16 protein-coding genes are annotated in these 21,882 nt (G+C 68.0%); 3 read left to right on the top strand and 13 right to left on the bottom strand.

Features of this window, described 5'->3' with window-relative positions; translation table 11 throughout:
• Positions 1-34: 34 nt before the first annotated feature.
• The 8 genes from ACPTTF_RS03900 to ACPTTF_RS03865 form a co-directional block, all read right to left on the bottom strand.
• Entirely contained in the window at positions 35-982 is a 948-nt protein-coding gene (locus ACPTTF_RS03900; protein ID WP_423370323.1) for a fatty acid desaturase family protein, read from the bottom strand.
• Positions 979-1,617, bottom strand: coding sequence for a phosphatase PAP2 family protein (locus tag ACPTTF_RS03895; RefSeq protein WP_423370322.1), 639 nt, complete (start codon positions 1,615-1,617; stop codon positions 979-981). Before ACPTTF_RS03895 ends, ACPTTF_RS03900 begins: the two co-directional genes overlap by 4 nt.
• On the bottom strand, positions 1,593-2,750 hold the full coding sequence (locus ACPTTF_RS03890) for a hypothetical protein (protein ID WP_423370321.1): 1,158 nt from the start codon (positions 2,748-2,750) through the stop codon (positions 1,593-1,595). Before ACPTTF_RS03890 ends, ACPTTF_RS03895 begins: the two co-directional genes overlap by 25 nt.
• On the bottom strand, positions 2,747-3,496 hold the full coding sequence (locus tag ACPTTF_RS03885; protein ID WP_423370320.1) for a hypothetical protein: 750 nt from the start codon (positions 3,494-3,496) through the stop codon (positions 2,747-2,749). The genes ACPTTF_RS03890 and ACPTTF_RS03885 overlap by 4 nt, the downstream gene beginning before the upstream one ends.
• Positions 3,493-4,509, bottom strand: coding sequence for a hypothetical protein (locus tag ACPTTF_RS03880; RefSeq protein WP_423370319.1), 1,017 nt, complete (start codon positions 4,507-4,509; stop codon positions 3,493-3,495). The genes ACPTTF_RS03885 and ACPTTF_RS03880 overlap by 4 nt, the downstream gene beginning before the upstream one ends.
• Before the next feature lie 65 nt (positions 4,510-4,574).
• Positions 4,575-5,639, bottom strand: coding sequence for a glycosyltransferase (locus tag ACPTTF_RS03875; protein WP_166956952.1), 1,065 nt, complete (start codon positions 5,637-5,639; stop codon positions 4,575-4,577).
• Positions 5,640-5,788: 149 nt separating this feature from the next.
• A complete protein-coding gene (yiaA, locus tag ACPTTF_RS03870) occupies positions 5,789-6,232 on the bottom strand; it encodes an inner membrane protein YiaA (protein WP_011351064.1) in 444 nt (147 codons plus the stop codon).
• Positions 6,233-6,334: 102 nt separating this feature from the next.
• A complete protein-coding gene (locus ACPTTF_RS03865) occupies positions 6,335-7,282 on the bottom strand; it encodes a cupin domain-containing protein (RefSeq protein ID WP_423370318.1) in 948 nt (315 codons plus the stop codon).
• A 129-nt stretch (positions 7,283-7,411) separates the two neighbouring features.
• Between ACPTTF_RS03865 and ACPTTF_RS03860 the strand changes: the two genes are divergently transcribed.
• From ACPTTF_RS03860 to cysC, 3 genes are all read left to right on the top strand, one after another.
• Positions 7,412-7,741, top strand: a complete 330-nt coding sequence (locus tag ACPTTF_RS03860; RefSeq protein WP_014897972.1) for a carboxymuconolactone decarboxylase family protein — start codon at positions 7,412-7,414, stop codon at positions 7,739-7,741.
• Between the two features lie 263 nt (positions 7,742-8,004).
• Positions 8,005-8,838, top strand: a complete 834-nt coding sequence (locus tag ACPTTF_RS03855) for a class II glutamine amidotransferase (protein WP_423371841.1) — start codon at positions 8,005-8,007, stop codon at positions 8,836-8,838.
• A 169-nt stretch (positions 8,839-9,007) separates the two neighbouring features.
• Positions 9,008-9,604 carry an adenylyl-sulfate kinase gene (cysC, locus tag ACPTTF_RS03850; protein ID WP_166956948.1) on the top strand — a complete coding sequence of 199 codons (597 nt, stop codon included), beginning with the start codon at positions 9,008-9,010 and terminating at the stop codon, positions 9,602-9,604.
• Positions 9,605-9,746: 142 nt separating this feature from the next.
• Here cysC and ACPTTF_RS03845 read toward each other — a convergent pair whose 3' ends face one another.
• From ACPTTF_RS03845 to ACPTTF_RS03825, 5 genes are all read right to left on the bottom strand, one after another.
• Positions 9,747-10,421 carry a GNAT family N-acetyltransferase gene (locus ACPTTF_RS03845; protein ID WP_423370317.1) on the bottom strand — a complete coding sequence of 225 codons (675 nt, stop codon included), beginning with the start codon at positions 10,419-10,421 and terminating at the stop codon, positions 9,747-9,749.
• Complete coding sequence (locus ACPTTF_RS03840) at positions 10,418-11,746, bottom strand: aminotransferase class I/II-fold pyridoxal phosphate-dependent enzyme (protein WP_423370316.1); 1,329 nt, start codon at positions 11,744-11,746, stop codon at positions 10,418-10,420. The genes ACPTTF_RS03845 and ACPTTF_RS03840 overlap by 4 nt, the downstream gene beginning before the upstream one ends.
• Before the next feature lie 64 nt (positions 11,747-11,810).
• Entirely contained in the window at positions 11,811-12,728 is a 918-nt protein-coding gene (locus ACPTTF_RS03835; protein ID WP_423370315.1) for a UDP-3-O-acyl N-acetylglycosamine deacetylase, read from the bottom strand.
• Positions 12,725-20,356 carry an SDR family NAD(P)-dependent oxidoreductase gene (locus tag ACPTTF_RS03830; protein WP_423370314.1) on the bottom strand — a complete coding sequence of 2,544 codons (7,632 nt, stop codon included), beginning with the start codon at positions 20,354-20,356 and terminating at the stop codon, positions 12,725-12,727. Before ACPTTF_RS03830 ends, ACPTTF_RS03835 begins: the two co-directional genes overlap by 4 nt.
• A gap of 3 nt (positions 20,357-20,359) precedes the next feature.
• The gene (locus ACPTTF_RS03825) at positions 20,360-21,871 is read right to left on the bottom strand and encodes an LTA synthase family protein (protein WP_423370313.1); all 1,512 of its coding nucleotides are present in this window, start codon (positions 21,869-21,871) and stop codon (positions 20,360-20,362) included.
• Between the last annotated feature and the right edge of the window lie 11 nt (positions 21,872-21,882).

The following is a 21,882-nucleotide window of genomic DNA, read 5'->3' as shown; positions in this document are numbered from 1 at the left end:
CACCGGACGGGGCAGGCAATACCCCGCCCGCGCGTCAGCGCACACTGACGTCGCGCAGCACGCCACCATATCCCGCGTACAAATTGCCGTCCGGCAGCAACTGCCGCTGCGCGAGCTGCCGATGCACGACCGGCAGGCTATGAAACGGCATCCGCGTAAACAGGTGATGTTCGATATGAAAATGAATCGCGTGCGGGCCGAACAGGAACGTCTGCCACGAACGCCTGACGATCGTGCGCGCGTTGCGGCTCTGGTCGGCACCTGCCGGCAGGCCCGCGTGTTCGAAGATCGCGCGCACCTGTCCGGCGAGCGGTAGCAGCGTGACGGACGGCACGATCCACAACGTGACGTACAGCAGCGGATGTCCGGCCCATGCGAGCGCGCCGAACAGCACACCGTTGGCAGCCAGCATCGACACGACTTCCCACGCGGCATACGCGCGCGACTTCCCGACCTTCGGCAACGCATGCGCAAACTCTCCGCGGGCGAGCTTCACGACACTCGTCACGTAGCCGATCCCGCACGCGTACGCGAGCAGACGGCCGATCAGCCGCCCGCGCGTCACCGGATAGTCGTGCACGCCGAACAGCAGCGCGACGGGATCGTCCGACTGCATCGGTGCGCGATGATGCTTCAGATGGCCTGCACGATACGTACGCAGCGACAGCCACAGCGGGCCGGCCGCGAACAGCTGGCCCAGCACGTCGTTGACGCGCCGGTTCCGCGCCAGCAATCCGTGCGCGCCTTCGTGCATCATGACCGCGAGCGCAAGCTGGCTGCGCGCGATCACGATCGCGGCCAACACGTACACGAGCGGATGCGCAAACGCGATCGCAACGGCGAACGCAGCGACGATCATCAGCCAGTCGCCTGCCAGCGCTGCACCGACGCGCGACGCACTCACGCGAAACAACGCGGGATCGGGCACGAACCGCGCAAGCTCGGCATTCGGCCCGGCAGGGTGAACACGGGCATCCGTCACGCGAGCCTCCTGCGCAGCGAACGCCGCTCGACCCACAGTGCACTGACCGTCGCGAGCACCACGCCGCCGAGCACATCGGCAACCGTATGCTGCTTGAGCGTCAGCGTCGACGTGCAGATCAGCAGGCCGACCACTACGGCCACGAGCCGCCGCCGGTCCGCCAGCATCCGGCAGGCAAGACACGTCACCGCGACATGCAGGCTCGGAAAGCCGTTGGCCGCGAGATCGAGCTGCCACATGCGCGCGAGACGGTGGCGCACGAATGTGTTGCCGATCTCCGCCACGTCGGGCCGCGGCACGGCTTCCGGAAACAGCAGGAAGCACACGACACCGAGCACGAACGCGATCAGCACGGCCTCCTTGAACGCGTCGAACGCGGATGGCCGCGCATACGCGGCAAGCGCAATCACGAACGGAAAGAAACCGACATAGACGAACCACGACCACGCGATGAACGGAATCCGCGCATCGATCGCGGTGGCAAACACGTAGCGCGGCGTGACGCTGCGCTCCAGCAGAAAGAAGATCGCGAGGCCGGCCACCATGCCGAACGTCGCGGCGAGCATCTGCCGGATCTCGGGCCGGCGAGCGTCACGAAACGACAGCGAATTCATCGTGGCGCCGGTGCCTCGCATCGCGTATCCGCATCAGCCACCTGCGCATGCGGACGCAGCGCGAGGAGGCGCGACGTCCATGCATCGACGCGCGCACGCGCTTGCTCGCGGCCGGCGATCGTCCCTGCCTGCGTGCCGGGATTGCGCATCAGCTCGGCTGCAGCCTGCCCGACTTCGCGCCGGAAGGCGACCGCATCGCCGCGCCAAGTGACGACGCGGTGCACGAGTTGCAGCCGTGCGGCGCGCGCGGCGTTGCTCGCCTGCTCGGGCTGATCCGACTGCACGAGCAGGATCGGGCGGCGATACACACGCGCGATCGACAGCGCGGCCATACCGGGCGCCGACACGATCAGCGGCGCATGGGCGGCGCGAGTCGCCCAGTCGGCGTCGACGCCGGTCCAGCCGTTGTGCCCGGCATAGCCCTCGCCCACACGGTGTGCGGCGAGCCCCGCGTCGCGCATGCCGGCCGACAACGCATCGGCGAGCGCGATATCGCGGAAATGCGGATTCAGATAGACGGCTGCGGCAGCTGGTTCCGAAGCCGGCCGTTCGGCGACGATCGGCACCGGCGTCGGCAGCCGGCAATGCGTACGCGATCGCCGGACTTCATCGGCGACATCGTATGCAAAATCGTGTTCGATGCAGCACCGCGCCGAATCGATCTGCCAGTCGACGATCCGTGCGAAAGCACGCGCCAGCACGCGCGGCAACCGCGCATCGAAATTCGCGGTCAACGCACGGCGCAGGCTGCCGCCGTACACGTGGACGACGCGGCGCCGCCAGCCCGGCACCGCGCCCATGAACAGCAGCGCGGGATGAAACGAATCGTTGATCACGAGATCGGCATCGCTGCCGATCGCACGCAGCCGCGCGATATCGCGCAGCATGCGCGTCGGCCGGAACACGTAGTGCGCGACATTGCGATCGGTCGCATCGCGCAGCATGTTCTGCCGTTCGTCGAACTGCACCGCGTAGTGGCGGGACAGCACGGCCGCGTCGATGTCGAACGCAGCCAGGAATGCCTGCCCCGCATCGGACGTCGTCAACACGTCGACCTGCGCGCCGGCCGCACGCAACGCATGCACGAGCAGTTGCGCCCGCATCAGGTGGCCGCGCGCGTCGGCCGTCGCGAGATAGACGATCCGCGGCATCATGCGCGTGGACGAAGCGACTGGAGCCAGCCGACCGCGACCATCGCCAGCGCGCCCGTCACGCCGAAACCGGCTTCGATCGCTCGGATCTCGTCCAGCAACGCGGCGAGCGGCGCGGCCTCGGACGGCGCGACGAGACGGCGCAGCGTGTCCGCGCAGAGCCGGACGTGCCGCGTCTCGTCCGAGAGCACGCGCGAGAGCAACGGATACAGCGGATGCGCAGCGCCGATCGTCGCGCAGTGGCGCGCGAGGACGCGCATCGCCATCTGTTCCGCGCACAGACCCGTCGCATAGGCCGGCACGAGCACCCCTTGCGCGAAATGCGGCGCATGGCGCTGCGCGAGCCGGCGCCATCGCATGATCTTGCGCCGGCTCAGCCAGTCGGGCTCGTACGGCGCGGCCGATGGCGCGACGCCGCGTGCGCGCAGCGCATCGGCAAACGCGGCCGCGTGGCGACGCTCGTCCGCGAGATGCTGCTCGATCCGCGGCGCGAGCCAGTCCGGCGGCTGCCCGGTCCAGTCCTCGTGCAACGCGCACTCGGTCGCTTCCTCGCCGATCAGGTACATGCGCAGCACCCAGCGCTCGCCATGCGTGCTGCGATGAAGCTGCCGGATCGCCGCCCGCTTGATGCGATCGACGAGGTACGCGCGCACCCGCGCCGCACCGCGCGGCACAGGCGCTTCGAGACAGTCGAAGCGTGCATCGTGCGCTGCCAGCGGTGGCGCCGGCAGCTCGCCTGCCGCGTTCATGCCGGCACGCCCCGTGCGGACGCGGATTTCGTCGCGGATGCCGCAGCGGCGGCCGGATCGCGACGCCATCCGAGGATCAGGCCGATGAAGCTTTCCTGCATGAACGCATGCGCGGACGCGGTCGCACCCGCAAACGCCTCCTCGCGGCCGTTCACGCGCAGATAGCCGCTGCCGTCGCGCGCGCCGAATTCGATCCGGTCGTTTTTCCGGAAACCGCGCTCGCGCACGTCTTTCAGCAGCGCGCTGCCGTCGAGGCCGAACAGGAACAACTCGCGCTGCGCGACCCACACCGGAATGTGATTGCTCAACGCATCGAAACGGATCGACCACGTGCCCGACGCCAGTGCACGATCGACGTCCGCATCGTGCGGTGCGCTCGACGTGAAGCTCGCACGCGCGACCGACTTCGTCAGGCCGCCAACACCGAGCGCGATCGTGATGTCGTCCGCGGACGGCTGCTTCGGATCGGTCGCGCTCACCTTCACGAGATGCCGTGCGAGCCGCGACGCCAGCGACGGATGCGCGAACAGCGCCAGCGTTTCGTCCGGCGTGAGCACGTCGCGCTCGCTATCGCCCTCCTTCACGCGCACGCGATACGGATCGATCCGGACCTCGGTGAACGTGCCGTGCACGGGCGCATGGACATACACGTCACGGTCCCATTTCGCGCCGTCGCGACGCAGCAGCACGTGCACGCTCAACGGCACGCGCTGGCCCTCGCCGTCGACGCCCGTGCCCTGCAGCAGCACGTCGCCGAGCACGTCCTTCGTGCGGCGCGTCGCATCGCTCGAGAAGACGATCGCGTGCGCATCGGTATCGATGCTCGCGTGAACGTCGGGCGCATCCAGCGCGACGCGATTGCAGTCCGCGGCGGCCGCGTTCGCGAACGGACAGCCGCTTTGCGACGCGAAGTGGTAGATTCCGCGCCCCGCGTGATCGACCGGCGCGGCATGGGCGCCGGCGCTGGCGGCAAACAGGGCGAGGCAGGCAACACGGGTGGCGAGAGAGGGCATGGTCGTTGTCGGTATGGATGCAGGATGTCGGCGTGTCGTGGCCGCGCGCGATGCACGGCGCCGGTTCAATGACGGTGATAAGACAGCGCGTCGAGATCGCGCCGGGCCGATGCGCGTCCGGCAAGACCGAAACCGCGCGCGAGCGCACCGAGCGTATCGACGGCGGACGCCGCGATCGTGACGCCGACGGCCGCGAGATAGCGGACCGCGCCAAGCTGCGGCAACTGCTGGCGATTGAGTGCGCGCAGGCTGTAGCCGAGTCGCATCGCCATCACGCAGAACGGGCCGAGCGGGCCGCTGCGTCCGAGCCACTGCCATCCGCGCGGGAGGTACGCGTTCACGAGATACGGCGTCAGCCCGACGCTGTCCTCGCCGCGCATCCAGCGCAGCTTCAGCGATTCGCGATGCGTGTCCGGCAGCCGATGTTCGGTGTGCGCGGCCGGCGCGAACTCGACGGCCACGCCGGCCGCCTGCATCCGCAGCCCCATCACCTGGCAATGCGCGCGATAGACGCCGTCGAGCGGCTCGTAGCGAAATTGCGCGAACACGTCGCGCCGGAACGCGACGTTGTTCGCGTAGAAATTGCGCGTCGCGCCATCGCGTAGCGGGCTCGGGAAATACATGAAATCGATCGACGTCAGCGCGATGCCGAGCACGTTCGGCGCATAGCTGGTGCGCCCCGCCACCGCGACGGGCGTATCGCCGGCTTCGCGCGCGAACGGTGCGAGCAGGTGCTCGAGCCAGTCGTCGGCCGGCCGGCAATCGGCATCGCCGAACACGACGATGTCGCAGCGGGCCGCGTCGACGCGATCGAACCCGTCGTTCTTCGCATCGTAGTAGCCGGTGCTCGCACCGATCTCGACGAAGTCGATCGGGCGGCCGGCCAGCGCGGCGATCTCCGCACACGCATCGGCCGGCAGGCCGTCGTGCGTGATGATCCATTGCGCGAGTGCTGCGGGCGGCACGGTCTGCTTCGACAGCGCCGATACGAGGCGCTTCAGGCTATCGACGGCCTGAGCGAGGCCGGCGCCGCCGCGCAGGTTGTTCGTCTCCAGCACGAGCGCGGCCTTCGCCGCCACGGCATGCGCCGCCGTGCGCGTGCGCGGTGAGGTTTCTGTAAGGTCTGGCATCCTGAATGTCTCCATCCTCATGCGCGACGGCATGGATGAAACGAACGGGCGGCAAGCCCGCGGCGCATCGGCGCGTCGATGAATGCACGGGTCGCCCGCGCCCGTCGTCGCGAGACGGGCGGCCCGGAAGGCGCCCGCGTCGCGTGCCGTCACTCCTGGACGGACGGCGCCGATTCGGCGTCGGTATAGCGCGGCTTCGCGTTCTGCAGGTCACGCGTGTTCTTCTGCACGGCCACCGCACCGAACAGCGCGAGCACGAACGACATCGCGTAGAAGCCCTTCTCGCTCAGTTGCAGCGTCGCGTTGAAAAGGCCGACGACCAGCAGCGCGATCGACAGCAGCAGCGCGATCCAGCTGAGGCCGTAGTAGATGCCGGTGACAGGAATGCCTTCCGCGCGGTCGCGCACGCTCTTCTGCAGCGAGATCGCCGCATAGAGGCCGAACACCAGCACGGTGAAGTAGTAGCCCTTCTCGTTGAGCTGCATGCCGGCGTTCCAGAGCCCGATCAGGAAGGCCGCGAAACCGGCGAGCAGCGCGGCCCACGACGCGGCCACGAACGCGAACGACGGCTGCTGGATGGTGGTCTGGTTCATTGCTTTGCCCTCTCTTTCTTCTTGTGCGAAATCGTTTTCGTTGAACTGCGTTTCGCGCATGGTAGCAGCTTTGGCACGCGGCAAGACGGCTTGCTTGCAGTCTTACAATTCGCGCTGCGCCCGTCGCCAGCGCCCCGGCGTCGTACCGAGCACCGCGCGAAACGCCTTGCCGAAGGCGGCCTCGGACTGGTAACCGACCGCCTGCCCGATCTCCGCCTGCCCGCGTTGCGTGTCCTGCAGCAGCGCGCACGCATGCATCATCCGGATCTGCGCGACGAACGCGCCGACACTCATTCCGGCCCGCTCGCGGAAATGCCGGGCGTACGTCGCACGCGACATCGCGGATGCGTCGCCGAGCGCCTCGACCGTCCACGGTTTCTCCGGCGCCTGCAGGACGGCCTGCACCGACGGGCCGAGCCGCGCATCCGCAGCCAGCGCAAGCCAGCCTGAAGGCACGCGCGCACCACGACCGTATGCGCGCAACGCATACGCGAGCAACGCCTGACCGAGCGCGTTCACGATCGCGCCGGCGCCCGGCTGCCCATTCGACGCCTCGGTACGCAGCACGCTCGTGAGCAGTTGCAGCGGCGCGAACCCCGATGCTTCGCGCAACCCGACATGGAGCACGGGCGGCAGCGTGCGCATCAGCAGTTCGCCCGCGTCGCGCGCATAGACGAACCGTCCGCACAGCAGGTCCACGCTCGCGCTACCCGGTTCGGCCGGATCGAGATTCGATTTGACCGGCAGCACCGCGCCGCCGCCGGCGCCCTGTTCGCGCAGCACCGCAACCGGCCCCGACCGGCCGGCCCCAGCGTCGAGCAGGTCGTGCGCGCCGCCCGCGGGCAGCAGCACGAAATCGCCGTCGGCGAGCTGCAGCGAGCGCCCGTCCGCGGTACGCAGCCGGCACGTTCCGGCCAGCACCAGGTGAAACGCCGCCTCGCCGCGCGGCAGCGGGTCGTGCGGCATCGCGAACGGCCCGTCGAGCAGGCAGCGCACGTCGAGCTCGACATGGCTGCGGCCCAGCGACAGCAGTTGACTCAGAGCATCCATGAGACGATTGCGCTAAAAATTGACACTCTAGCGTATCGAAACCCTCAGCGCGAACGATCAGAATAGCTCTGCATCGCCCGAGATCGCGGCGCCCGCCGCCCTCCTCACCTCTTCTCGAAAGGACGCATCATGCTGAACTGGAACGAATACCGGAAGGAACTCTCGACGCGCATCGGCGAGATCGCCAAGCTGTCGCCCGATACGCTGGCCGGCTACAAGGCACTGTCCGGCGCCGGCGCCAAGACGGGCCATCTCGACGCAAAGACGCGCGAGCTGATCGCGCTCGCGGTCGCGGTCACGACGCGCTGCGACGGTTGTATCGCCGTGCACACCGCGGAAGCCGCCAAGCATGGCGCGACGAAGGAGGAAGTGGCGGAAGCGCTCGGCGTCGCGGTTGCGCTGAACGCGGGTGCGGCGCTCGTCTATTCGGCGCGCGTGATGGACGCGCTCGGCGACTGAACCTGACGGCCGCGGCGCTGCCGTCGCATGGCGGCGCCCGGCCGCGTGGCCGCGTGGCCGCGTGGCCGCGTGGCCGCGTGGCCGCGTGGCCGCGTGGCTGCATGGCTGCATGCCCGCCCGGTTGAGCATCGCGCATCCGGGCCAAGCGAGGTATGAAGATTAGCCAGCGTACCTGCCTGAATGGCCGGCCGGGCGCACACGGGCACGGATGCGCCGCGAAGTCGGCTACCATGCGCAAACGATCCATCGTGAAGGAGCGCTCCATGTGCCGCTGGCTCGCCTATACGGGTAATCCGCTTCATCTCGAGACCGTACTGTTCCGCGCGAAGCATTCGCTGATCGACCAGAGCCTGCATTCGGAGCTGGGGGCGACGACCACCAACGGCGACGGTTTCGGTATCGGCTGGTACGGGCGCCCCGACGAACTCCCGTTCCGCTACCGCTCCGTGCATCCCGCGTGGAACGACCGCAACCTGCGTGAAGCCGCGCGCGCGATCCGCTCGCGGATGTTCATCGCGCATATCCGCGCGGCGACCGACACGCCGGTGCAGGAAACCAACTGCCACCCGTTCCGCCACGGCCGCTGGCTGTTCGCGCACAACGGGCTGATCCGCGACTTCCACAAGCTGCGCCGCGACCTGACGATGAAGGTCGATCCCGCGCTGTTCCCGACGCTCGAAGGCTCGACCGACTCCGAACTGATGTTCCGCCTCGCACTGACCTACGGCCTCGAGCAGATGCCGCTGCCCGCGCTCGAGCGGATGGTCGGCGTGGTCGAGGAAACCGCCGCGCGGCATCGCGTGGCCGAACCGCTCAACATGACGATCTGCGCGACCGACGGCGAACGGATCATCGCGGTACGTTATTCGAGCGAACGGCAATCGCGTTCGCTGTTCCACAGCACGTCGTTCAAGCACCTGCACGAGTTGTATCCGCACAACCCGCGCATCGCCGAAGCCGGCGACGACGCGTTCATGGTCGTGTCCGAGCCGCTCGTCGACCTGCGGGGCGCGTGGGAGGAAGTGCCGGAGAGCATGGCGATCGTCGCGCAGGGTGCCGATGTGCAGCAGCGACCGTTCAGCCCGCGGCGGAAGTAGCACATTGACACCGTTGACCGCATCGCGATGGTGGCGCCAAACGTATGCGGACGAAATAATTCGTTAAAAGAGGATGGGATTACATACTTTCCAGCGCGTTACAATTCGCCGCAGGAGTAAACGAAACTCAAACAAAACAACTGCACGATCGTCGCACCTCATATTGGACATGCCTGAAAATTTCAAGAATTTGCCACCCGCCACGTCGACGGATTGTCAATCCGCACGCCCTGGCGCGAAACAGGATCGAGCCTTCGTGGTGTGGCTGACCGGTATCTCCGGCGCAGGCAAGTCGACGCTGGCGACTCTGCTGCAGGAACAACTCGATGCCCGCGGACTGCGTACCTATCTGCTGGATGCCGACCGCCTGCGCGAAGGGCTGAACCGGGATCTCGGATTCAGCGATGCCGATCGCCATGAAAATATCCGGCGAACCGCCGAGGTGGCCAGGCTGCTGGTGGATGCCGGTTTCGTCGTCATCGCTGCGCTGATCTCGCCCTTTCAGGAGGCGCGCACCAAGGCACGCGCGCGCTTCACGGCCGGGACGTTTATCGAGGTCTTTGTCGACGCTGCCCTGGAAGTGGCCGAGGCACGCGATCCGAAGGGACTCTACGCGCTGGCGAGGCAAGGCAAGATTCGCCAATTTACCGGCATCGATTCCGTCTATGAGCGACCGCAGTCCCCTGACGTTCACGTCAGGACGGCCGAGACGAGTCCCTTGGAGTGTGTGGACGCGATCATCCGGAAACTGCCGCTGGACGGTTGACGTCGTCGTGATCGAACGTCATCCCGCGCGCGTCGGTACGCCACTCGCGCGAACGGCAAACGCGTTCACGCGATGCGCCGACGCGCAGCAGCGGCCGTTCAGCCCGCGGCGGAAGTAGCGCAGCAGGCTGCCATACGCGCCATCAGGCGCGGCGCGAAAAACGCATCCGGATCGAATCGAGTTCGGCGGGCAGCCGGCGCGAACGGGCGCGCGGCCGCGGCAGTGCGGTGAACCCGAGCCGTTCGTACAGCGCGCGCGCCCGCACATTACGGGTCAGCACGTCGAGGACGACGTCGCGGTTGCCGTCGGCGGGCAATGCGCCGGTGTCCAGCGCGTCACGGAACAGCGCGCTGAAGATGCCCGTGCCGCGCTGTCGCTCGTCCGTTGCGCAATGCGCGACGAGAATCTGCGAACGTTTCGGCGCCGGAATTTCCGTCTCGAGGATCAGCCCGCGCAACAACTGGCCGATCGTGTGGCGCACGCCGAAGAAGCGCGCCAGCGCCCACACGACATGCACGTCGTCGAACAGCGTCTGCTGCCCGTCGTGAATCGCCATCACGGCGAGCACCGCACCGTCGTCGGCGACCGCGACGCGATGCCGGCGCCACGAGAAGCGCCCATGACGCGACCGGAACGCCTGCTGCAGGAAGGCGATGCAGCGCGTGTCGTTTTCGCCGAGAAAGAACCCGAATTCAGCGACGCCCGACGCAAACACAAGCGGCGCGCACGCCGCCGCGTCACCCGCATCGGCCGCACGAAACCGCACATGCTCGCCGGCACGCGGAACCGCTTGCGCGAACGCACCGGTCAGCGTCATGCGCTGCGCCCAGCGAGTCGGGACAACACGGCGACCGTCCGGCTGATCTGCTCCGGCTCGTGCGTCGAGCAGATGAAGAAGCGCAGGCGCGCAGCCTTTTCTTCGACGGCCGGATAGAAGATCGGCTGCACGTTGATCCCTTCGTCGAACATCGCATTCGCCCACTGCGCGGCCTTCAGCGAACTCCCGGTAATCACCGGCACGACCGCATAACCCGCACTCGTGCCCGTATTCAGCCCGGCAGCACGCGCTTCGTTCAGGAACTGCCGCCCGCGCGCCTGCAATTGCGCGACGCGCGCCGGCTCGGCCTGCAGGCGCTCGAGCGCGGCCAGCGACGCTTCGGCGAGCGTCGGCGCCAGCCCGACGCTGTACAGGAAGCCCGGCGCCAGATGGCGCAGCATGTCGACCAGCGGCTGGCAACCGGCGATGAAGCCGCCGCAGCCGGCCAGCGTCTTGCTCATCGTGCCCATCCACATGTCGACCTGGTCGGACGCGACACCGCAATGCTCGCGGATGCCTTTGCCGGTCGCACCGAGCACGCCGAGCGAATGGGCCTCGTCGACCAGCAGGAATGCACCATGGCGGGTCTTCACGTCGACGAAGCGCTGCAGGTCGGGGAAATCGCCGTCCATGCTGTACAGCCCTTCGATCGCGATCAACACGTGCCGGTATTCGCGACGCACGCGCGACAGCAGCTCGTCGAGCGCCTGCCAGTCGTTGTGCGCGAAACTCAGCCGCTTCGCGCCGCTCAGCTGCGCGCCCTGCACGATGCTGTTGTGCGCGAGCGCATCGTGGACGATCAGGTCGCCCGGGCCGAACAGCGCGCCGATCACGGTCACGTTGGTCGCATGGCCGCTCACGAACGCGACGCAGTCGTCGGTTTCGTAGAACGTGGCCAGCGCGCGTTCGAGATCGCGCTGCACCGGGCGTTCGCCCGCGACCATCCGGCTCGCCGATGCCGACGTGCCGTACCGGTCGATCGCGGCTTTCGCGCGCGCGGACACGGCCGGATCGCCTGCCAGGCCGAGGTAGTTGTAGTTCGCGAAGTTCAGGTATTCGCGCCCGCCGATCTGCGTCGTCGCACCGGCGACGCCGTCGTGCACACGGAAAAACGGCGAGTCGACGCGCAGCTTCTCGCCCATCTCGCGCATGATCCGAACCTGCTGATACTGCGGCATCGATTCGAAGCGGCTGCGCGCCGATGCGGTCTGCGCTGCCGGCGTGCCAGGCACGCCCGGTGCTGCGGCAGCATCAGTCGCGCGCTCCAGTTGCCGTTTCAGCGCTTTCGCCGCCAGTTGCTGGCGAAGATGCTCTCCCAGTGCCATTGCTTCCTTCGCTGTATCTCGAAAAGGCGCTATGTTACGCCGCGAATTTTTAAAATGCTTGGTGTCACGCGTCGGAAAACTCGGCCCACTGCCACGCGTCGGGCGCGGCCAGCAGCGCTTCGACCAGCCGGAAATTCATCTCGTGGCTCGGCCGCAACGCGCTCACGCGCGCCAGCAGCGGCGCGCCGGCCAGCGCGAGATCGCCGACCAGGTCGAGCACGCGGTGCCGGACAAATTCCTCCGGCATGCGCATCCCGCCCAGCACGCGGCTGCCGACGATGGACGCGGTGCACGACGGCCGCGCGCCGCGCAGGATCGGTACCCCGCGCAGGTAGCCGGCGACGATCGCCGGTACAGCCCACTTCACGCGCCCGTACGAGCGCGACGGCGCGATTTCGGTAGCGAATGCGGCCGGCGTCAGCGTACCGTCCCAATGCATGTCGCCGAAGCCGCGCAGGTCGTTGCGCACGCTCAGTTCGTAACGCGGCGCCGGCTCGATCCGCATTTCGCGCCGCTGGTCGCCCTCGCCGTCCGCGACGACGACAGGCCGCAGCACGCGGATGAAGCGTTTCGGCGCATCGAGCGCGACGCGGCCGCACGCGCGGATGGCGTCCACCCACGGCGCGGCACTGCCGTCGAGAATCGGCACTTCCTCGGCGTCGATCTCGACGATCGCATGATCGATCTCGCATGCGATCAGCGACGCGAGCAGATGCTCGATCGTACGAACGCCGACGCCGTCGGCATTGCGCAGCATCGTGCACAGCGGCTGGGCGCGGCGCAACGCGGGATCGACCGGCAGCGTCGCGAGCGTGCGCCCCTGCGCGACGCGACGGAACACGATACCCGTCACGCCGTCCTCCGGACGCGCGGGCAGGATCCGCACGCCCACCCGGCGCCCCGTGTGCAGCCCGTGACCGTCGATCGCCAGCGGACCTGCCAGCGTGCCCTGACTCGTCGCCCAGCCGGACGGCGCACTCATCGCGCGACCTCCAGCGTCGGCGACGCCTGGCCCGCCACGGGCGCCGGCCGCGTATCGAGCATCGCACGCGCTTCGCCTTCGATCGCGTGCTTCGCGGCAAGCGCCGCGACGGCTTCCTGTGCGGCATCGGTCGCAGTATCGGAGTCGGCCTCGGCCGATGCGCCGATCGAATCGACAATGCGTCCGGCCAGCGTCGTCACGGACGCGCCCTCGGCGATCGCCATCACCGACAGCTTGACCTCGAACGCTTCCTCGACCGCAAGGCCGAGTTCCATCCCCATCAGCGAATCCATGCCCATGTCGAGCACCGACTTGTCGAGCGCGATGCGATCCGGTGTCATGTGCAGGATCCGCGCGATCTGCGCCTGCAGCGTCCGGGCAACCAGCGCGATCGCTTCGTCGCGCGGCAATGCCAGCACTTCTTCCCTCAGTTGCGTGCCGCCGTCGCGTGCATCGCCGCCTTTCGCATGCGATTGGAGCAGCGAATACCGACGTGCCTTTGCCGCAGGCATCCCGCGCGCCACGGCATGCCAGTCGAGTCGGACCACGGCTTCGCCTGCCGCGCCCGCAACCAGCGCGCGCTCGAGCGCGACCATCGCCTCGTCGGACGTGATCGATGCCCCGCCGATCCGCGACTGCAGCGCCTCGCGCGTATCCGCGTGGCGCGCGAGGAAACCGACGTCCTCGAGCGGGCCCCACGCCATGAACGTGCCGGGCAACCCGGCCGCGCGGCGATGTTCGACGAGCGCCTCGAGGAAGCTGTTGGCCGCGACGTAATTCGATTGCCCCGGGTTGCCGAGATAGGTCGTCGCCGACGAATAGACGACGAACAGGTCGAGCGGCAGCGCGCGTGTCGCACGATGCAGGTTCCACGCGCCGGCCACCTTCGGTGCGAGCACCGCGGCCATGCGCGCATCGTCGAGATTGCGCACGAGGCCATCGTCGATCGACATCGCGGAATGCAGCACACCCTTGAGCGGGCTGTCGCGCCGCACGATCGCGGCAATCATCGCATCGACCGCCGCCGCATCGGTCACATCACATGAGACGACATCGACCGTGACGCCGAGCGTCGCGCGCCAGCGCTCGACCTCCTCGCGCGCCGCATCGGCAAGCTCGCCGGAGCGGCTCGCCAGCGTCAGCCGGCGGGCGCCGCGCTCGACCATCCAGCGCGCGCTCGCGAACCCGAGCCCGCCCGTGCCGCCGACCACCAGGTACGTGCCATGCGGATCGAGCGCGAGCGAACCCGCGCGCACGACGCCGCGCGTCGGGGCCGGCGTGCCGGACGGATAGGTCACGAGTACCTTGCCGATCTGGCGCGCCTGCTGCATGTAGCGGAACGCATCCTCGGCCCGTTCGGCGGGAAACGCGCGATACGGCAGCGGGTGCAGCACGCCTGCGGCGAACAGCGTCATCACTTCGCCGAACAGGCGTTCGGTCAGATCCGGCAAGGCACCCATCAGCTGGTCGGCGTCGATGCCGAAATAGCTGATGTTGTTGCGGAACGGCCGCAGCCCGATATGGCTGTTTTCGTAGAAATCGCGCTTGCCGAGTTCGAGGAAACGACCGAACGGACGCAGCGTGTCGATGCTGCGCACCATGGCTTCGCCGGCCAGCGAGTTCAGCACGATGTCGATGCCCTGCCCGCCCGTCAGTGCGCGAATTTCGTCCGCGAACGCAAGGCTGCGCGAATCGAGCACGTGGTCGGCGCCGAGCAGGCGCACGAACTCGCGCTTCTCGTCGCTGCCGGCCGTCGCGAACACTTCCGCGCCGAAATGGCGCGCGAGCTGGATCGCGGCGATCCCGACACCGCCCGCGCCGCCATGCACCAGCACGCGCTCGCCGCGACGCAGCCGCGCGAGTTCGACGAGCGCGTAATACGCGGTGAAGAACGTGGTCGGCACGGTCGCCGCTTCCTCGAACGACAGGCGTTCGGGCTTCAGCGCGATCGCTTGCGCACGCGTCCTGACGCGCGTCGCGAACGAGGCCGGCGCGAAGCCAAGAATCGCATCGCCCGGCGCGAATTCCGTCACGGCGCCGCCCACCCGGACGACGCGGCCGGACAACTCCATGCCGATCGTCGCGCCCGCGAAGCCGGTCTCGACCGCTTCATCGGACAAGAGCCCCATCGCATACATCACGTCGCGGAAATTGAGGCCGGTTGCAACCGGCTCGATCTCCACCTCGTCCGCGCCCAGCGTGCTTTCCGGCAACGCGAACCATTCGAGATTGCGCAACGAGCCCGGCGCATCGAACGCGAGCACGGCCGCACGCGCAATCGCGCCATCGCTGCGGACCGCGGCCTGTGCGGCTGTCAGCATGCGCGGCACCAACCGCCCATGCGCCCCAAGGACGACTTCTTCCTCGACCGCCGAGCCGGTCAACTCGCGAATCAGCGCATCGGGAATCCCGTCCGCCGCGCGATCGATGTCGATCAGGCGGCACGCGAGTTCGGGATGCTCGTTCGCCAGCACGCGACCGAGGCCCCACAGCGTTGCCTGTTCCGGATGCGCGTTCGCGGTCCCGGCGAACGGCGCGCCGCCGCGCGTAACGACGGTCAATCGTGTGGCCGCGTTCGGCTGCGCGCCGAGCGCGCGGACGAGTGCCGCCAGCGCGATCGCGCCGTGACGCTGCGCGGCCATCAGGCCATCCCCCGTCGCCGATTCGGCGAGCGGTGCTTCCGGCGCGCAGAACACGACATGCGCCGGCTGCCCGGCCGGCAACGACGCGATCGCGTCGGCCGCATGCGTGATGTCGACGATATCGGCCGGATAGCCCGCGCGTGCCAGCGCATCGGCCAGCCGCCCGCCGAAACTGCTGGCGGCATCCGGTGCGTGCATCACGAGCCATTGCTCGCTGCGCGCCAGCGTATCGAGATCGCTCGGTTCCTCGCTGCGTTGCGCGGCAACGGCGCTCGCGGGGTTGCGCGCGATGACGAACGTCGGCGTACCGTCCAGATCGAGCGATTGCTCGACATGCCGCACGACGTCGACGTAGCCCGCGCGTTCGAGTGCCGCATCGAGATCCGCCGGCGCCAGCGGCACGGGCGCGTTGGCTTCCGTCGACGAAGCCTGCGCGCCGAACACGATGTCGGAGAAGCGGCCGCCGCGCGACTCGGCCAGCAGCAGCAATCCGCCCGGCGCCAGCCATGATCGCATCGCGTTCAGCGCGTCGGCCACATCGTGACGGCCGCTCAACGCGCGGTTCGCGACGATCAGGTCGTAAGGCCCGGCTTCGTCGGCCGCCAGCGACAACCGCTCGCCCGACTGCAGTGCAACCGTGCGCACCGCCGCTTCCGCATCCGTGTCGAATCCGGCCAGCTGGCCGGCCGTCGCCGCGATCGCGTGATCGCAGCGCGCGGCCGCGAGATGCATGCCGAGCGTCTGCAGCACGTCGCCGTCCGTCGCGCCCAGTTCGAGCACGCGCAATCGGCGCGCCGTTTGCCATCCGTCGACCGCCTGCTCGACGCTTGCGGTCAGCAACGCGTGCACGTGCTGCCACGTCGGCGATGCGGCAAGGAGCTGTTCAACCAGGCTGTGCCCGGTCGGAGACAGCAAGCGTGCGCCATCCTTCGCGCCGCCCAGCACGGCGGGCAACGCCGCGCCGCAATGCGCGAGCAGCGTCAGTTCTGCCACGTGCCCCGGCGATTCGGCCAGCAGCCCGCGCCACAGCTCGTCGAGTGGCGGAAGCGCCGCACACGCCGCGTCGTCGCGCACGAGCAGCGCGCCATCGCGATGAGCGAGACCATCCTCGACCAGCATGTCGGCGAGACGCGCGGCCAGCGCCGCACGCCCGGCCGCCGGCTGCCACGTGCCGGCGAATGCGCCGAGCGCATCGAACGCACGCAGCGCGTAGAGGCTCGCCAGCACGTCGAGCAGCGGCAGGATTTCGGTCAGATGCTGCGTCCGGCGGCCGTCGTGCCCGGTCGCATCGAGCCGCGCGACGGCCTGTGCGAGCAGCGCGTCGGGGGGCGGCAAACCGGCCGAGTCGACGTCGCCCGGCAGCGGCACTTCTTCAAGGCGGTAGACGAAGCGCGCGGGCAGGTTCTGCCGACGGCCGACGAGATCGACGCGCCGGAACCGGCAAGCGCCGAGCCGCGCGACGATCGCGCCCCGCGCGTCGAGGAATTCGAAATGCGCGACGATCGAATGCGGGCTGTGCCGGTCGATCTTCACGAGTACCCGCTCGACCGTGTCGCCGCGCAGATAGTCGACCCGGCCGATCTGCACCGGCACGTAAGCCGGATGCTCGCCTTCGCGCGCGTGCGCCGCCAACAATGCGAACAGCGGATGAAACCCGCTGTCCATCAGCGCCGGATGCAGCAGATAGGTGGACAATGCCTGCGCATCGCCACATGCGGCCGGCGCGGCGACGTCCGCCAGCGCCGCGCCGTCGCCCGCGGCGACCCGCACGGTGCGGACCCAGCGGAACGCCGGCCCGTAGCCGAGGCCGATGGCCGCCGTGTTTGCGTACAGCGTGTCGCCGTCGGCTGCGGGCAGCGCGAGCAGGCGCTCGAGCGCGTCGGACGGCACGACGCTCGTATCGCCGAGCGCATTGCCGCTTTCCAGCATCCGGCCCGTCACGTTCAGCGACCATGCGCTGTCGGACATCCGGTCGCGCGTCTCGATCGTGAAGGTCGCGGTGCGCGGCTCGATCACGAGCCGGAACAGTTTCGCCTGCTGCGGCTGGAATACGACCGGCGTGCGGATCTCGACGTTTTCGAGCGCCGCATCCGGCGTTTCGAAGAAGGTGCGTGCCGCGGCGAGGGCCATTTCAACGTAACCCGCGCCCGGGAACGCCACGCCGCCGTCGACGACGTGATCGGCCAGCATCGGCAGCTTCGCCGGATCGAGCTGGTTTTCCCACGCGAATGCGTGCTCGTGCAGGCGATAGCCGAGCAGCGGATGCACGCGGCGGCGATTGACGAGGCCGTAGCCTTCGACAGTCGGAGTCAGCCAGAAGCGGTCGCGCTGCCACGGATAGGACGGCAATGCAGCACGCGATTCGCCCGGCGCGAAGCGGTCGGGATCGACACTCGCTCCGTGCGCGATCGAAGCGAGAATCGCCTGCTGCAGCGTCGCCGCGCTGCCGTGATCGCGCTTGAGCGTCGGCAGCGCCACGCCGGTGGCGCCGGCGGCCGCGAGTGCCTGTTTCACGTACGTACGCAGAATCGAATGCGGCGAGACCTCGACGAACAGGCGGACGCCCTGCTCGACCAAGTGCGCGATGCCGTCGCCGAAGCGCACGGGCTCGCGAATATTGCGCCACCAGTAGCGCGCGTCGAGCTCGGTGCCGGCAAGCGCGCCGCCGGTCACGGTCGACACGAACGCGCCATTGCCCGGCTGCGGCCGCAGGCTCGCCAGTTCGGCCAGCACGACCGGCTCGATGCGGTCCATGTGACTGCTGTGAAACGCGTAGTCGAGATCCAGCATCTGGAAAAACTTGCCGCTGCCGCGCAGCGCCGCCTCCAGTGCCTGCAACCCCTGCAGCTCGCCCGCGAGCGTCACCGCATCGGGGCTGTTGATGCCGGCGATCTCGACACGGCGCGCCAGCCCGTGGCGTGCGATCAGTTCGCGTGCCGCCGCGTCGCCGATGCCGACGGCCGCCATCCGGCCGCTGCCGCGCGTCATCGCCTGCGCACGGCTGCGGATCTTGATCACGCGCACCGCGTCGGCGAGCGACAGCGCGCCTGTCACCCACGCCGCGGCAATTTCGCCGACGCTATGGCCGATCGCTGCGTCGTAACGCATCCCGCGTGCATCGATCACGCGGATCATGCCGACCTGGATCGCGAACAGCAGAGGCTGCGCGTTCTCCGTCGCGGCGAGCCATTCGGCACCCGCGCCGGCCAGCCATTCCGCGCTCGGGCCGCCGCGCATCACGTCGACCAGCGACGAACTGCCGTCGGCGCACCACAGTGCGTCGACTTCGTCGAGCGCGGCACGGAAGACGGCGTTCTCGGCATAGAGCTCGTTGCCCATCCCGACCCACTGGCAGCCGTTGCCCGAGAAGACGAGCGCGGTGCGTGGCGTGTCGGCCGGGGCGTGGCCGGTCGCCACGCATGCGGGCAACCCTTCCGGCGCCGCCTGGGCCAGCGCTGCAAGAGCCGTACGCCCTTCGGCCACGTCGGCCGGCGCGACGATTGCGCGATGCTCGAGCCATTGGCGGCGACGGGCGCCCGCCGCGGCAAGCGCCTGCCAGTCGCCGCCATTGTCGAGCGCCGCAAGATATCGACCCGCGAGCGCGCCGAGCGCGTTCGCGCTGCGCGCGCTCAGGACGAGCGGGGACAGCTGCGCGTGAACAGGCTCAGGCGCGGCCGGGAACGCCTCGTTTGCAGTCGGCGCCTCGGTCAATATGACGTGTGCGTTCGTTCCGCCGAAGCCGAACGAGTTGACACCGACTGACAGCGGCGCGCCGCCTGTGTCGAGCGGCATGTAGCGATCGACGACGCGCAGGCGCCCGCCGTCGAAATCGATGCCGGGATTGGGCGTGACGAAATGCAGCGAGCGCGGCACAGCGCGATGCTTCAGGCACAGCACGGCCTTCAGCAGCCCGGCCATGCCGGATGCCGTTTCGAGGTGGCCGATGTTGGTTTTTACCGAACCGATGAGCAGCGGACGATCCGCCGGGCGCTCGCCCGACACGACGTCGATCAGCGCACGCGCCTCGATCGGATCGCCGACCGCCGTGCCGGTGCCGTGCGCCTCGAGATACGCCAGGGACTGCGGATCGATGCCCGCGCGCGCGTAGACGCTGCGCAGCAGCGATGCCTGTGCGGCCGCGCCCGGCACGCTGATGCCGCCCGGTGAGTGGCCGACCGAGTTCACGCCGGAGCCGGCGATCACCGCATGGATCGTGTCGCCGTCGGCGAGCGCGCGATCGAGCGGCTTGAGCAGCACGAACGCGCCGCCTTCCGAGCGGACATAACCGTCGCCGGTCGCATCGAACGCGCGGCAACGGCCGCGCGGCGACAACATCGACGCCTTGGAGAAGCTGACGAAACCGAACGGGTGCAGCAGCAGGTTGACGCCGCCCGCTAGCGCCACGTCGGCTTCGCCGGACTGCAGTGCCTTGACGGCCTGGTGAAGCGCGACGAGCGACGACGAGCAGGCCGTGTCGACGGACATGCTCGGGCCGCGCAGGTCGAACAGGTAGGAGACGCGGTTCGACGCGATACTCAGTGTGTTGCCGGTCGCCGAATACGGATCGATCACGTTCAGATCGTCCATGTTGCGGTTACCGTAGTCCATGCTGGCGGCGCCGACGAAGACACCGCAGTTGCTGCCGCGCATGTCGGCCGGGCGCACGCCCGCGTCCTCGAACGCTTCCCACGCGAGTTCGAGAAGCAGACGCTGCTGGGGGTCCATCTGGGCCGCTTCGCGCGGGGAAATGCCGAAGAACGCGGCATCGAAGCCGGCGACGTTGTCGAGCACGCCGGCCGAGAACGTGTAGCTCTTGCCCGGTTCGCGCTTGGACGGGTGCTGGTAGAAATCGGTGCCGAAACGGTCGGCCGGGATTTCGGTCACTGCGTCGCGTTCGTCGCGCAGCAGCTGCCAGAAGTCGCCAAGATTGTTAGCGCTCCCGGGAAACCGACAAGCCACCCCAATTATTGCAATCTTACTGTTCATCTCTTATGTCGCTTTCTCGGATGCGCACGGCTGTTCCGTACGATTTCCGTCGTCTTGTACCACATGCAGCAGTGCCTCCCCCAGCCCTTCGGCGGCCAAATGCCGGCATTCGGGAGCAACTGTGCCGTAATTTCGCCAAATGAAGTAGTCGCTTTGCTGCGGAGAAACGCCCAGCTTCTGGAACACATGGGGCAAAGCGGGAACGTGGTCGCCGTAGAAACAAACGACCGTTTCACGATCGCTGGCGCGCAAATGATCGAGCAAGCGCCCGATCATTGCGTCCGCATTTTCGATATGCCGCAAGTAAGCTGTCAGGTCGCGCCAGGACGCGTCTTCGCCGAGAGTATGCCTTGAAGACGATTCGCCGGGTAAAACCTGCTCGAGGTGCAGCGGGCCGTGGTTCTCCATTGTCATCGCGAAGATGAACTGCGGGCGGTCACGGTCCGCCGCGCCTAGCTTCGAAACGATTGCCTCGGAAACAGCTGCATCCGCCACGTACGGGCCGGCACGCGATGCGGAGGCAAAATGCCCGATATCGAGGAATTGTGCAAAGCCGAGCAACGGAAATACCCGGTTGCGCCCGAAGAAATCCGCGTAATAGGGATGTATTGCAGTTGTATCGTAACCGCCACATCCCAGCCAGGATGCGAGTGACGCGACTCGACGTCTTACAAAGGCATACGGATAAAAGCGCGCATAGCCAAGCGCAAAAGATTCCGTGCCGGTCAGCACGGCAAATTCCGTGCGCATGGTATTCGCGCCCCAGGCAGGAACGGTCATCTCGCCATGCCAGACGGCCTCGCGACGCGCCTCGTCGAAGCGCCTGAAGAGGCCGGGCTCAATCGTGTCGCCAAGCCGGCGCGCGTCGAAGAATGATTCACTCTGGATCACGATCACGTCAGGACGCCGCCGCGGCTCGCCAATGGTGAACGGTCCGGCCGCCACAACTTCACGGAACCGCCGAAATGTCGCAGGACGCAGGCCATTGAGCAGATAGGCGACAAACACGGCAAAGAAACCGTGGCGCCGTTGGTCGACGTTCGGATCAAGCGTGAGCGGCAGGCGTGCGGAGACGGATACGGCAAGCGCGAACGGCAATACCACCGCAAGCCAGGTCATTGCGGGAGAACCTGACGATACGGGCCGCTCGACGACGAAGCCTGTGATCACAAGTACGATGCCTACTCCGATCGCGGCGACTTTGCCCACGCTCAAGAACGGCAGGTAGAGACGGGGATGCGAAAACAACTGGCTGAAGAGACTGAGATCGGTAAATACGAACGGCTCACGCAACGACTCGTACTTGGCATTGCTGACTGCAGCGACAAGACCGACGAGCGCGAGCGCCGCGCAGGCCGAAAATAGCGACCGTGACGTGATGGCGATCAGCAGGTCGAATAAAAAGAGTACAGAAAGAATGTGAAGTGCAGACGACAGCAACGGTCGCCGCAACGGCGCGCGGGGAATGGCGATCGCATCGAACGCGAACGACAATGCAACGGTGACTGCAGGCACCCACGTATGGC

Source organism: Burkholderia crassaminum, assembly GCF_964265005.1.
Lineage (GTDB): Bacteria > Pseudomonadota > Gammaproteobacteria > Burkholderiales > Burkholderiaceae > Burkholderia.
Note: the sequence above shows the minus strand (reverse complement) of the source record. Positions and strands in the feature narration are given on the sequence as shown.

Bases quoted from the DNA above. Each gene is read 5' to 3' on its own strand.
- ACPTTF_RS03865 (WP_423370318.1), bottom strand. From the start codon at position 7,282: ATGGATGCTCTGAGTCAACTGCTGTCGCTGGGCCGCAGCCATGTCGAG.
- ACPTTF_RS03845 (WP_423370317.1), bottom strand. From the start codon at position 10,421: ATGACGCTGACCGGTGCGTTCGCGCAAGCGGTTCCGCGTGCCGGCGAG.
- ACPTTF_RS03830 (WP_423370314.1), bottom strand. From the start codon at position 20,356: ATGAACAGTAAGATTGCAATAATTGGGGTGGCTTGTCGGTTTCCCGGG.
- yiaA (WP_011351064.1), bottom strand. From the start codon at position 6,232: ATGAACCAGACCACCATCCAGCAGCCGTCGTTCGCGTTCGTGGCCGCG.
- ACPTTF_RS03895 (WP_423370322.1), bottom strand. From the start codon at position 1,617: ATGCGAGGCACCGGCGCCACGATGAATTCGCTGTCGTTTCGTGACGCT.
- ACPTTF_RS03875 (WP_166956952.1), bottom strand. From the start codon at position 5,639: ATGCCAGACCTTACAGAAACCTCACCGCGCACGCGCACGGCGGCGCAT.
- ACPTTF_RS03860 (WP_014897972.1), top strand. From the start codon at position 7,412: ATGCTGAACTGGAACGAATACCGGAAGGAACTCTCGACGCGCATCGGC.
- ACPTTF_RS03855 (WP_423371841.1), top strand. From the start codon at position 8,005: ATGTGCCGCTGGCTCGCCTATACGGGTAATCCGCTTCATCTCGAGACC.
- ACPTTF_RS03890 (WP_423370321.1), bottom strand. From the start codon at position 2,750: ATGATGCCGCGGATCGTCTATCTCGCGACGGCCGACGCGCGCGGCCAC.
- ACPTTF_RS03880 (WP_423370319.1), bottom strand. From the start codon at position 4,509: ATGCCCTCTCTCGCCACCCGTGTTGCCTGCCTCGCCCTGTTTGCCGCC.
- ACPTTF_RS03885 (WP_423370320.1), bottom strand. From the start codon at position 3,496: ATGAACGCGGCAGGCGAGCTGCCGGCGCCACCGCTGGCAGCGCACGAT.
- cysC (WP_166956948.1), top strand. From the start codon at position 9,008: ATGCCTGAAAATTTCAAGAATTTGCCACCCGCCACGTCGACGGATTGT.
- ACPTTF_RS03835 (WP_423370315.1), bottom strand. From the start codon at position 12,728: ATGAGTGCGCCGTCCGGCTGGGCGACGAGTCAGGGCACGCTGGCAGGT.
- ACPTTF_RS03840 (WP_423370316.1), bottom strand. From the start codon at position 11,746: ATGGCACTGGGAGAGCATCTTCGCCAGCAACTGGCGGCGAAAGCGCTG.